The organism is Lujinxingia litoralis, from assembly GCF_003260125.1.
Taxonomy (GTDB): Bacteria; Myxococcota_A; Bradymonadia; order Bradymonadales; family Bradymonadaceae; genus Lujinxingia; species Lujinxingia litoralis.
The window spans coordinates 33,478-45,892 of sequence record NZ_QHKO01000015.1 but is presented as its reverse complement, the minus strand read 5'-3'; the positions used below and the strand labels follow the sequence as shown (position 1 = coordinate 45,892).

At 63.2% G+C, this 12,415-nt stretch carries 9 protein-coding genes and 1 pseudogene; 6 read left to right on the top strand and 4 right to left on the bottom strand.

All coding sequences use genetic code 11. From position 1 onward, the window contains the following. Window positions 1-351, bottom strand: a pseudogene (locus DL240_RS18910) (hypothetical protein); the annotation flags it as partial. 481 nt (window positions 352-832) lie between these two features. Here DL240_RS18910 and DL240_RS18905 point away from each other — a divergent pair. From DL240_RS18905 to DL240_RS18880, 6 genes are all read left to right on the top strand, one after another. Next, window positions 833-2,305: a sensor histidine kinase gene (locus DL240_RS18905; RefSeq protein ID WP_111731460.1), complete on the top strand. Its 1,473-nt coding sequence runs from the start codon at window positions 833-835 to the stop codon at window positions 2,303-2,305. Continuing rightward, complete coding sequence (locus DL240_RS18900) at window positions 2,302-3,714, top strand: sigma-54-dependent transcriptional regulator (protein WP_111731459.1); 1,413 nt, start codon at window positions 2,302-2,304, stop codon at window positions 3,712-3,714. Before DL240_RS18905 ends, DL240_RS18900 begins: the two co-directional genes overlap by 4 nt. Beyond that, window positions 3,714-4,232, top strand: coding sequence for a hypothetical protein (locus tag DL240_RS18895; protein WP_111731458.1), 519 nt, complete (start codon window positions 3,714-3,716; stop codon window positions 4,230-4,232). The genes DL240_RS18900 and DL240_RS18895 overlap by 1 nt, the downstream gene beginning before the upstream one ends. 62 nt (window positions 4,233-4,294) lie before the next feature. Beyond that, window positions 4,295-5,689, top strand: coding sequence for a 30S ribosomal protein S12 methylthiotransferase RimO (rimO, locus tag DL240_RS18890; protein WP_158542788.1), 1,395 nt, complete (start codon window positions 4,295-4,297; stop codon window positions 5,687-5,689). Between the two features lie 41 nt (window positions 5,690-5,730). Further along, a complete protein-coding gene (locus DL240_RS18885) occupies window positions 5,731-6,045 on the top strand; it encodes a rhodanese-like domain-containing protein (RefSeq protein ID WP_111731456.1) in 315 nt (104 codons plus the stop codon). Window positions 6,046-6,386: 341 nt separating this feature from the next. Next, window positions 6,387-8,159: an RCC1 domain-containing protein gene (locus DL240_RS18880; RefSeq protein ID WP_158542786.1), complete on the top strand. Its 1,773-nt coding sequence runs from the start codon at window positions 6,387-6,389 to the stop codon at window positions 8,157-8,159. Window positions 8,160-8,344: 185 nt separating this feature from the next. Here the strand turns inward: DL240_RS18880 and DL240_RS18875 are convergent, their stop codons facing one another. The 3 genes from DL240_RS18875 to DL240_RS19830 form a co-directional block, all read right to left on the bottom strand. Then, window positions 8,345-9,622, bottom strand: coding sequence for a polysaccharide pyruvyl transferase family protein (locus DL240_RS18875; RefSeq protein ID WP_111731454.1), 1,278 nt, complete (start codon window positions 9,620-9,622; stop codon window positions 8,345-8,347). Window positions 9,623-9,695: 73 nt separating this feature from the next. Then, window positions 9,696-11,231 carry a lipopolysaccharide biosynthesis protein gene (locus DL240_RS18870; RefSeq protein WP_111731453.1) on the bottom strand — a complete coding sequence of 512 codons (1,536 nt, stop codon included), beginning with the start codon at window positions 11,229-11,231 and terminating at the stop codon, window positions 9,696-9,698. Window positions 11,232-11,624: 393 nt separating this feature from the next. Beyond that, window positions 11,625-12,401 carry a hypothetical protein gene (locus tag DL240_RS19830; protein WP_146618427.1) on the bottom strand — a complete coding sequence of 259 codons (777 nt, stop codon included), beginning with the start codon at window positions 12,399-12,401 and terminating at the stop codon, window positions 11,625-11,627. Window positions 12,402-12,415: the final 14 nt, after the last annotated feature.

Here is a 12,415-nt window from a genome sequence, read left to right as displayed (position 1 = left end):
TTCGTCGCCTTCGTCGTCGTCGCCGTCTTCTTCAGCGAAGGTGGAGTCGTCTTCGCCCTCACCTTCGTCGTCGTCGCCGTCGTGTCCTTCGCAGGCGAGTTCTTCTTCGTCGCCTTCGCCTTCTTCGTCGCCGTCGTGTCCTTCGCAGGCGAGTTCTTCTTCGTCGCCTTCACCTTCGTCGTCGTCGCCATCTTCTTCGGCGAGGGAGTCGTCGCCCTCGTCACCGCCGTGTCCGTCGCAGGCGATGGTGGTGGGGGCTTCGGGGGAGGCGGCGAAGGCCGAGGTGGCGGGAAGCGCCAGGGCAAGAGCACAGAGGGCAGCGGTCAGGCGGGTCGAGAGCTTGGTAGACATGATAAAATCTCCTGCGTTTCTCTTTGGGGAGCCGCACCAACTGGGCTCCGCTGAATAAGGTGTGCGGTGACGATGTGTGGGCGTTCGGGAACCACAGTGTTGTCGATACGTCGTCACCGGCACATTTGAGGAGAAGCCCCGGGAGGAACCTCTCGAAACATCGGCCAGCGGGTGGCGTCGCCGGAACTGGCGAGCGTCGTGGCTGACGGGATGTGGGTTATACAAGCGCTGTGCCAGCGCACAAAAAACGACAAAAAAAGACGTCTGTTTTTCGTATCATGTTGCGGTGTAAGGGTTTTTTGTGTCGAGGCCGCGGGGGCGGCGAGTTTCGGAGTGGTGCCGAGCGGGCGAAAAGAGCGTGGAGATGGGCCACATGTATCAAAATGCCACACTTTCTAAGGGGAGGTGACGAGGGCGTTTGCGCCGGAAGGGGGCGTGGGGGAGAATGGCCCGGTTCGGGACGCGCGCTTTCGAGGACGGAATGCGTCTTACTTTTAAGATCACGCTGCTCTTCATCGGCGGGATCTGTCTGATCATGGCCTGGCAGGGCTACTCTCGGATCGACCGGGAGTCGGGGCTCTTTGAGGCACAGATGCGGCGGGACCATTATGCGCTGGGGCAACCTCTGGCGGTGATGGTGGGGTATGCGCGCGAGGAGTTCGGGGAGGATTTCGCGTTGGAGCTGGTGGAGCGCTCCAACCAGGCCAGCGAGCGATTGCGGGTGCGCTGGGTCTGGGCGCAGCGGGGGACGCTGGAGCGATTGCGGCCGGAGGCGCCCCTGGAGCTCAACGGACTTTTAGAGCAGGGCCGCGCGGTGAGCTGGATCGATCGCGATCAGGTCGAGGCCGGGCGTCTCTACACCTATGTGCCGGTGGTGGTGGAGGGGGGGCGGATCGGGGCGGTAGAGCTCTCGGAGTCCTTTGAGCGGGAGCAGGCCTATGTGCGCGCCTCGAAGTGGCGGATTATGTGGACGACGCTCTTGATGCTCCTGATGGCCGCGGGGCTGGCCACGGTGACCGGGCTGCTCTTTATCGCCCGGCCGGTCGATAGGCTGGTGGCGCGGGCTCGGGCCATTGGTCAGGGGGATCTGAAGAGCCCGCTGGTGTTGGAGGGGCATGGCGAACTCAGCGTGCTGGCCCGGGAGATGAACCTGATGAGCGGGCAGCTGGCTGAGGCCAGCGAGAAGCTTGAAGATGAGACGGCGGCGCGGATCGCGGCGTTGCAGCAGCTGCGCCACGTGGATCGCCTTAAGACCGTGGGGACGCTGGCGGCGGGGCTGGCCCATGAGCTGGGCACGCCGCTCAACGTGATTTCGATGCGTTCGGCGATGATTGAAGACGGGGAGGTGGAGGGCGATGAGGTCACGCGCAACGCGCGGATCATCAGCGAGCAGACCGAGCGCATCACCCGGATCATTCGTCAGCTGATGGATTTTGCCCGGGTGCGTCACCTGAGCAAGACCCGGCTGGAGGTGGGGCCGGTGGTGGAGCAGGCCATCGAGTTGATCCGGCCGCTGGCCGAGAAGGCGCAGGTGCAGATGGCGTTGCAGGCTGAGGCGCAGGCGTTTGCCAGCGATGTGGACGCCGATCAGCTCACGCAGGTGTTGACCAACCTGCTGGTCAACGCGCTGCACGCCTGCCGGGGGCAGGGCGGCGGAGAGGTGAGGGTGGATCTGGGCGCGGTGCGCCGTCGTCACCCGGAGTTGGAGGATGCCCCGGAGCGCGATTTTGTGCGGGTGGAGGTCAGTGACGACGGGGTGGGGATGAGCCCGGAGGCGTTGGAGCAGATTTTTGAGCCCTTTTTCACGACCAAGGCCGTGGGTGAGGGCAGCGGGCTGGGGTTGTCGGTATCGTACGGGATCGTGCGGGAGCACGGCGGCTGGATTGAGGTCACAAGCATCGAGGGGCAGGGGAGCACCTTTGGGGTGTATCTGCCGATTGAGGAGCGCGAATGAGTCAACGAGACGTAGTGATCGTGGATGATGATGCCAACATGGCTCAGGTGTTGATGGAGCGCCTGAACAAGCGCGGCTATCGGGCACGTTTTTACACCAGCGCCGAAGAGGCCTTTGGCGGGCTGGAGGTGGAAGATGCCCAGGTGGTGCTCACCGACCTGAACATGCCCGGGGTCAACGGCATCGAGTTCTGCCGTCGGCTGGTGGATCACCGGCCGAACCTGCCGGTGATTGTGATCACGGCGTTTGGCACGTTGGAGACGGCGGTGGCGGCGATTCGCGCCGGGGCCTACGACTTTTTGACCAAGCCGGTGGACATTGAGGCGCTGACCATCGCGTTGAATCGCGCGTTGGAGCACCGGGAGCTGCGCGACGAGGTCAAGCGTCTGCGCGAGCAGGTCGACGGGGAGCGCGGTGGCGATCAGGCGATGATTGGCGAGAGCGCGCCGATGCGGGAGCTCTTCGGGATGATCGACCGGGTGGCGCGTTCGCCGGCCTCGGTGCTGATCACCGGGGAGAGTGGCACCGGCAAGGAGCTGGTGGCCGGGGCTCTGCACCAGCGGAGCGAGCGCAGCGAGCGGCCTTTTGTGGCGGTGAACTGCGCGGCGCTGCCCGATTCGCTGCTGGAGAGCGAGCTCTTTGGTCACGTGAAAGGGGCGTTTACCGATGCCCGTGAGGATAAAGACGGGCTCTTTGTGCGGGCCCACGGCGGGACGCTCTTCTTAGATGAGGTGGGGGATCTGCCGCTCTCGTTGCAGCCGAAGTTGTTGCGCGTGCTGGAGGAGCGCAAGGTGCGCCCGGTGGGCGGGAGCCAGGAGGTGGAGGTGGATGTGCGCCTGGTGGCCGCGACCCACCGCAACCTGGAGGAGCGGGTCAAGGGCGGGGAGTTTCGCGAAGATCTCTACTTTCGATTCAACGTCATTGAGATGGCGCTGCCACCGCTGCGGGATCGGGGCAAGGATGTGCTCTTGCTGGCGCAGCATTTCATTGAGCGTTTTGCCCGGCGTAGCGATAAAGCGATTCGGGGGCTCTCGGCCGAGGCCGGGCGCGCGCTGATGCAGTACGGCTGGCCGGGCAATGTGCGGGAGCTTCGCAACTACATTGAGCGGGCGGTGGTGCTGGCCCTGCAGGAAGAGATCACCCCTGAAGATCTGCCGCCCCGGGTGCGGGGGGCGGGCAGCGATGGTCGCGCCTCGGCGGATCTGGACCTCTTGACCTGGCAGGCGATTCTGGGGCTCGACGGGCTGCCCTCGATGGAAGAGCTGGAGGCGCGCTACATCGCCCACGTGCTGGGACGCACCAGGGGCAATAAGTCGAAGGCGGCCGAGATCTTGGGCATGGATCGGACCACGCTCTACCGGCGTATTGAACGCTACGAGATTGTGCCCGAATCCCTGGAGGAGTCGTGATGCGAGGGGAATGGCTGGCGAGTGTGGGGGTGTGGGCCACGCTGCTGGGCTGTGCGCCGGAGCGGGAATCGGCCGAGGCCACACTCGAAGCCTACCCTGTGGTCTCTCCGGCCCACTCGCCGCAGGCGTTGGCGGATGAGTCGCGGGGGCTGGAGCGCTTTCTGCCGGCGACGCAGCGCGCCGAGAGCGAGGCGCAGTGCGTGACGGTGCTCAAAGAGGTGGCGTTTTGCAGTGAGGAAGATGTGTTTCTGGCCACGCTGGGCCAGACCCGGGCGCTTTCCCGGGAGGCGGCCCGGGAGGCTTTTCTGGGGCAGGCCGAGCGCTGGTTCGATCCGGGCGAGGCGCGCCGGGATTGTCAGCGCATCGTGCAGGCCACCGGCGGCTCCACGGGCCCGGGGCGCGCGCTCTGGGGGGCGGCCTCGGTCGGTAGCGCGCGGGTCTGCTCGGAGTTTGCGCGCACGCTGGTCGAGGTGAGTTTTTTTGACCACGTGGGCCAGGAGATCTGGGGAGCGCGTTGATTTATCGAGGGGATTGGCCTATGAGGCCAGCGGCAGACTTACCCTTAGAAGAAGAGCCACCGATGGTAAAAAAAGTACATATGATCTCGTTGGGGTGTCCCAAGAACCGGGTCGACTCCGAGGTGATGGTCGGCATGATTCAGGGCGATGGCGCCTTTGAGATGGTCGCCGATGTCGAGGACGCTGAGATCGTGGTGGTCAACACCTGCGGTTTTATCGACGCGGCCAAAGAGGAATCGGTCGATACGATCATGGAGATGGTCGACCTGAAAAAGCGCGGCAAGCTGGGCAAGGTGGTCGTCACCGGGTGCCTCTCGCAGCGCTACTCCGGGGATCTGGAGCGGGAGATTCCCGAAGTCGACGCGATTCTGGGCACGCAGACCTTCACCGCGATCAATGAGGCCCTGCACGGTCGTCTCTCGGAGAAGACCTACATTCGGCCGGGCAGCTTCATCATGGACCACGAGGTCGCCCGCACCAACACGGTGCGCGGAGGCACGGCGTATTTGAAGATCGCCGAGGGGTGCTCGCGCTCGTGCAGCTTCTGCATCATCCCCTCGATTCGCGGTACGCAGAAGAGCCGCACGATCGACGACGTGGTGGCCGAGGCGCGCAAGCTGGGGCGTTCCGGGGTTAACGAGATCATTCTGGTTGCGCAGGACATGACCAGCTACGGCATCGATCTCAACCCGCGGGAGAATCGCGATTACCTGCTGCGCCTGCTGCGTCGGCTGGATGAAGAGGCCGAGGAGATCAGCTGGGTGCGGCCGCTCTACATGTACCCGTGGAACTTCACCGATGAGCTCGTGGAGTTTTTCCAGACCTCGGAGAAACTCCTGCCCTATGTGGACATGCCGCTGCAGCACATCAACCGGCGCATCCTCAAGTCGATGAAGCGCAACATCCAGCGCGATGCCCAGGCCCGGCTGATCGAGCGGCTGCGGGGGATCGATGATCTGGTGCTGCGTACCAGCCTGATCGCGGGTTACCCCGGGGAGACCGACGCCGAGTTCCAGGAACTCTACGACTGGGTCAAAGAGGTGGAGTTCGACCGGGTGGGCGTGTTTGTGTACAGCCCGGAAGAAGGTACCGCGGCCGGGGCGATGGAGGATCAGGTTGAGGAACACGTCAAGATTGAGCGTCGCGATGCGTTGATGGAACTGCAGCAGGGCATCAGCGAACGCAAGAACGCCGAGTGGGTCGGACAGACCACCGAGGTGATCGTCGATGGCGTGAGCGAGGAGCACGAGCTGGTGCTCGAAGGCCGCCACTACGGGCAGGCTCCGGATATTGACGGGGTGGTTTACCTCTCGTTTGATTACGGCGGAGAGATGCCGGTGCCCGGGGAGTTTGTGGAGGTGGAGATTCAGCAGGCCGGCGCCTACGACCTGACCGGTGTGGTGATCCCCAGAGATCCCCTGGGGCTTGCCGAGGGTAAGCTGAACCTGCGATCCTGAACCTGAAACCTTTTGCGATCTGAGCCACAAGGGAGAGCACGATGAAAGAGCTGAGTTTTCGGGAGTTTGTCGAGTGTCGTCAGGCTGAGAACCTGCGCCTGATCGATGTGCGCGAAAGCGATGAGTTTGCGGCGGTGCATGTGCGGGGGGCGGAGCTCTTTCCGCTCTCCGAGATTCGGGCCGGCGAGCTGCCCGCGGAGGATGAGCGGGTGATCGCCGTGATCTGCCGCTCGGGCGGGCGTAGCGCGATGGCTGCCCAGATCTTCGAGGCGGCGGGGTTTAAGGAATGCATCAACGTGGCCGGCGGCACGCTGGCCGCGGTGGAGGCTGGCGAGGAGCATGTAGAGCGGGGGTAGCGCCCGGGTAAGGGGAGGGGATTACCCGTGAGGCCGGCGCGTCATGCGCCGGCCTCACTGCGTTTTTAGCGGGGGAAAGGGGCGCGTGGCGGCGAGGGGCGCGGTTGCGTCAGCGGGGCAAATCCTTCATCATCGTGGCCTTCTTTCGATCAAAAAGCGGCGTCACGCGGCGCCCACTTCAACGCGCGCTTAGGTCCAGGGTTTGGGGACGACGCCCGGGGTCAGGTCTACGCTCGATGTCACCTGTGAAGGCGGAGGGAACAGCTATGAGTCGTGCATTCAACGTTACAATCGTGTTTTTGCTCACCTCAACGGGCTGTATTTTTGGTGTCGACACATCGGTGTGTGAAGACTCTGAGCCCGGCTGCGTGAACGGCGTCTGGGTGGACTTGAGCGACGCCGAGGGGGGAGACACCGATCCCGATGTGGGGCTTGATGCCGATGTCGATCCGCATCCCGACACCGACACCGGGGAGCTTTCGCTGACGATCACCGCCACCCCGGAGAGCGGGGGAGAGGCGTCGGTGTTTGCCGGGGAGACGACCTCGGTGGAGGTGCGCTTTGAGTGCGGGCCGGCCGAATGCGTGACGGAGTGCTCGCATAACGACGGGGCCTTTGTGGCCTGCCCCGACGGGCGTTTTGAGCTGGAGGTGGGGGAGGGCGAGCATCAGGTGGTGGTGCGCGCGTCGTTGGGAGAGGAGCGCGTGGAGGAGAGCACGTCCTTTGTGCGAGTGCGCGACTTTGGGGTGAGTCTGGAGGCACCCCTGAGTGGGGAGCGTTACTACAGGGACCTGGGCCTGGTGCGTGGTGCGTGCGATCGAGAGGATTGCGTCTTGAGCTGCGAGTTCTGCGCGGTGGTGGACGGCACCGAGAGCTGCGTGGCGGTGGAGAGCTGCGAGCAGGGCGCCGCGCTGGAGCTCAGCGCGGTGGAGAGTCGCCTGAAGGTGCAGGGGTGCGTGGAGGTGGCTGGCGAGTCGTACTGTCGGGAGGAGGTGCGAAGCTACGCGATGGTCGACCCGGTCTGGACGCAGCTCAGCGTGGGCGGTGCTCACAGCTGCGGGATCCTCGCTGACCAGAGCCTGTGGTGCTGGGGAAGCAACAGCGCGGGGCAGCTGGGGCAGGGGGCAAGCGGGGGCTCGGAGTCTCAGGCGCAGCGTGTGGGTGGGGCGTGGGAGGAGGTCAGCGCCGGCAGAGAGCATACCTGCGGGATTCAGGTCGATGGGAGCCTGTGGTGCTGGGGGCAGCAAGAATATGGTCGGGTAGGGAATGGAAACGCTGAGTATGGAAGCGTCGCCGCGCCGCAGCGTGTGGGAAGCGCGACGGACTGGGTTGAAGTGAGCGCCGGCGGGCAGCATAGCTGCGGGCGTCGGGGGACGAATCTCTTCTGCTGGGGGCACAACACGGGGGAGCGTCTGGGGGTGGAGAGCAATGAGTCAGAGGTGACGACGCCCTTACTGGTGGGCGGTGGGCTGAGCTGGGAGCAGGTGAGCGCGGGCGGGGAGCATGTCTGCGGGATCAGCACGCAGGGCAAGGCGTATTGCTGGGGCCGGGGAGATTCGGGGAGGTTGGGCAATGGGGCCGATGAGGCAATCAGGACGAGTCCGACGGAGGTGGACGCGTTATCTTCCTGGAGTTTTCTGCAGATCTCCGCAGGTGGGGAGCATACCTGTGCGGTGGTACATACCGGGAGTGCCGGACGGGCGTACTGCTGGGGAGCGGGGTCTTATGGGCGCCTGGGAACCGAAGTGACGGACCATGATGCGCACTACCACGAGCGCAGCCCGGCGTTGGTGGACGGCGGTGCGGAGTATTCGCAGGTATCCGCTGGCGTACGACATAGTTGTGGTGTGGATGCAGAGGGCCGAGGTCAATGTTGGGGGAGTAACTCCGATCGTCAGCTTGGAGATGGAAGGACGGGGGACGCGGCTTCCCCTTCGGCCGTGAATCAGGGCGATGGTTTTGCGTGGATAGGCACCGGCGAGATGCACTCCTGTGCGCTCACGCAGGTGGGCGAAGCGTGGTGCTGGGGACAGGTGGTAGACGGCCGTCTGGGGCGCGAGAGCGACGCGGCACCGGGGCCCATCGCCTGGCCGCATGGCCTCGCTCAGGATTGAGCGGCCCGCGAGGGTGAGTAGAGCTAGTTCGTTGAGCTGCGCGCGGGCCCCTTCGGGGCCCGCTTTTTTGTGGGGCCGGGGGCGCTGGCGAGTGACAGGCCCCTCCGGCCCGAGGAGAGGAGGCATCGCTGGCAGGAGCCCGATGATGCGGGACCTCGCCGCTCAAGCCGACGCTTACCCCGGCGTCAGGAGCGGATGAGCTCACCGACCTTGCGCGCTCCTTCCAGAGCGATCTCGCGCTCTTCGGCGACGCCCTTTGCGAGCAGCGCTTTGACGCCGTCGAGGTCGGCGAGCAGGGCGTCGAGCTTCTGAATGAAGGCGTCGGCTTCGATGGTGTTGATGTCTTCCACCCACTGCCCGGCGCCCAGGCGTTCGAAGAGCTCAGTGGTCTTGAACTCGTAGGAGACGGGCAAGACGGCGGCGCGGGCGATGAGCGCGAGAATCGCCATGTGCATGCGGGTGGCGATGACGGCGTCGAAGGTGGCCAGCGTCGCGACGAGCTCTTGAGGGGAGTGGAAGGCCTCGTCGACCTTGACGTGCTCCCGTATCGCTTCGGGGAGGGTGTCGACGATGGCGTGGGCGGTTTTGCTGTCGTGGGTCCAGTACTCGGGGATGCCCTGGCAGGTGGAGAGGAAGGTCACCTCGGCCTGATGCTGCTCGACCAGGTGGGTGACGCCGGCGGCGATGGCGTCGCAGTAGCGCTTCATGCCCTCGTCGGTCGAGAGCGCTTCAAAATGGCTCCAGTGGCGCACGGAGACGGCGACCTGGAGCGGGCGTTCTTCGGCGCTCGTTTTCGGGGGGGCGGCCGTCTTTGCCGCGGGGAGTGCGTCGGTATCAAGGGCGAAGACGGCGTCGGCGCAGACGTGGAGATGGTCAGGGCGCACGCCGATCTCAAGGAGGTGCTCCTTTGAGCGGGCATCGCGCAGGAGGACGAGTCTTGCCTGATTAAAAATATCGCGCACGCGCTGCTGGTTTTTGGGCTCGCGGAAGGGCCCCAGCGACTGGGTGTAAAAGACAAGGGGGCGGCCCAGTGCCAGCGCGATCTGAAAGTCGAAGAGGCGCGGCTCAATGTCGTAGTTTTCCACGAGGTAGGTGCCGCCGGTGCTCACGATGAGGTCGGCCTCGGCGTAGGTCTGGAGCGCGGCGGCCTCGGCGCGGCTTAAGAGCAGCCGGGCGGCGGCCTCTTTGCCCTGGCCCCAGAGCCTGGCCGCTGTCTCAAAGCGGCGGCGCTGCAGGGGGCGGATCAGGGGCCCGAGGCCGTTGGGGGCGCGGGAAACCAGGAGGTAGAGGAGCTTTTGAAAGTCGAAGGCCGGGTAATAACGCCGGGCGATCTCGGGCTGACTGTCGAAGACGCTAAAACAGGTGTCCTCGCCGAGCACATCGGTGAGGGCGTCGACGATGGCCTGCAAGATCGCGGCGTCGCCGCCGTTGAGGGCGACGGTGTTGGAGATGATGACGTTCAACGAGAAACCTCAAACGATGCGGTGCTTTGTGAGAATCGAGGGGGCCGGGGCGCCAGGCGCCTGACCTACCACATCAGGACAAGGGCTCTCCAGTGGATTCGCTGATGTCGCGGCCGGCGCGCAGGTAGCCGACAAGCGCGATGAGGTCGCGCATGGCGAGTCGGCCTTTGGGGAGCGAAGCCAGGGTGAGGAGCGCGCCGATCAGGCAGGTGGGGACGGCCAGGGCGAACATGGCCACTGGCGAGTTAAGCGGGAGGTAGATGCGCAGCGCGAGCATGGCGGTGGCGCCGCCGAGCGCGGCGATAAAGGGGATGAAGGCGGTGCGGTAGAAGTCGCCCATCTGGATCGGACCGCGACGGGTCACAAACCACAACAGCAGCGGGGTGCGCAGGACGATGCCCAGCGCGGTGTAGGCAATCGCCACACCCAGCGCGCCCCAGTAAATGCCCAGGGCAAAGGAGATGGCGACCAGCCCCGAGCTCAAGAGCCCCCAGTGCAAGAGCTCCCGGGTGCGGTCTTGAGAGACGAAGAGCCAGCCGGTGGTGTTGCCAATGGTCTGCGTAAAGATCGACAAGCCCAGCGCCGCGAAGATTGGGATAGCCGGGGCCCAGGCGTCACCGAGTACGCTGAGAATGATCCAGTCGGCGCCGGCCACCAAAATGGCCCCCAGGGGCATGGTGACGAGGAGGAGCTTTTCGAGCACGCGCAAATACATCTGGCGGTAGCGCACCGGGTCGCTGACCACGCGGCTGAGCGCGGGGATGGCGATCTGCCCCACGGGGTGGTTGATCTGGCGCAGCGGGATCATCAGGATCTTGTAGGCCATCTGATAAAAGCCCAGCTGCGCGGCGCCGTGAAAGCGCCCGATGAGGAAGTCGTCAAAGTTGCGCGCGAAGTAGTTGACGAAGTTAAAGCCGGTCATATCCGCGCCAAAGGCCAGCATGGAGCGCAGGCCCTCGGCCCGGGCCGGGCGCGCGGGGCGCCAGCCGCAGGCGATCCATACGCCCAGGCAGCTGGCCACGGCCAGCGCCACCGAGTTGACGACCAGCGCCCAGTAGCCGCCGCCGGCCAGGGCCACCGCCACGGCCAGGCCCACGCTGATGGCCATCGCCGTGACCTCGACGGCGGCCAGGCGCCCAAAGCGCATCTGGCGGCGCAGCAGCGCCTCGTGCTGGACGGTCAGCCCCCCGAAGAAAAAGGCCCCGGCCAGCCCTAAGGCGATGGGCACCAGCCTCGGTTCGTCAAAGACCCAGGCCAGCACCCAGGAGGAGCCGGCGGTGACCAGGGAGATCAGCGCGCCCAAAAGCAGGTTGATCCAGAAAAGCGCGCTGACCTGGGCGTGGGTGATCTCTTCGCGCTGGATGGTGGCCATCGCCAGGCCCAGGTCTTTGAACATCGTCAGAAAGCCGGTGACGATGATGACCATGCCGAAGAGGCCAAAATCTTCGGGAGAGATGAGCCTGGCGAGCAGAAAGGTCGAGCCCATCTCCAGGAGCGATTTGAGGATCTGGGCCAGCGCGGTCAGGGTGCCGCCGCGCACCGATTGGCCCTCGAGGTCGTGCTCAAGATGCTCGGTGCTGATGTAGGCGTCGGGGTTAGAAGGGGCCATGGTGTGCTGCGGGGCGGGGAGGGAGAGAAATGCGAACTTCTTTCTCCGCTGTTTAGCAGGACGCCTTGGCCGACACCAGCTTCGATTGGTCAGTGTTAAATAATGTTGGAGGTGTTGTTATATGTGCAATGGTGTTGCCGATGTTTCGTCTTTTTTGTGGTAAAATGCATGGCGAATGACAGGTTTAAAGTATGCCTTATGGCTTTGCCTCTAATGCGTAAATCTTAAATTGGGTGTGTGTGGAAGGTTTGAGTGGAATGGTGTTATGTGAATGTAGGGGTTTGGCGGTTTAAAGGAAATGGTATTTTAGTTGAGTGTTTTGCGGAGGAGGGCCTAAACAGGTCCTCCTCCGCTGTTGCAGGTTACAACAAACCCGCGAATTACAGTGCCTGATTAAGGCTGAACAGAGGGAAGGTATCCTTTAAGAGACGGATCATTTGAAACCTCGCAGTTTGCTTGTGACTTGCGTGCCTCTAATAAACTATTTCTGAGAGAGGTTATTGGCGTTCCTTCGGGGAAGAAATGCTGACCGTTGGAGTACAGGTTGTCCGAAACCTCGCGGAAGATCTGTAGATGGTTTGTGAGTTGATGGTAACCGTTATTATAAAAACCATGCTTCTCAGAACGCTCTACATCGTAAAAGAAAGCGGCTATCACTTCACCTTTCTCTAATGAAACCCTCGGCGGCAGATATCGCCCATCTGGAAAGTAACCTCCAGAGATACGGGCGACCACCGTTTGGGGGCTGTTGTTAAACCAATCACTGATAAGTTTGAATGTAATATACGTGGAAGGTGCTTCTTTTGATGACTTTTTGTCCGATTCATATGAAGAGCGAATCTCGACAACCTCAAACTCACCTCCAATATCGTAAAGTTGAGAATATTCACACAGAGAAACTTCTCGGACCATTGCGTGTGCGCCCACAATCTCTGTCATATTCATGGAGTCGACAATTAAACGATTGCTCGCTTGAGCTTGCATAAAGTCTGAAGATTCAGACTTAACCTCGTTATGTGGCGGGTGGTCTTCGTGAATATTTGAAGACTCTAGTGCGAGCTGGCTAGAACTGTCTGAGTTTTCCTCCGGCAAACACCCGCTCAGCGCAACCAGCATGAGTGACGTCGTTAATATGAAGTAACTCGGGAAAACGTGTTTTGCTTTTGACATCTATGGGCCTCGGT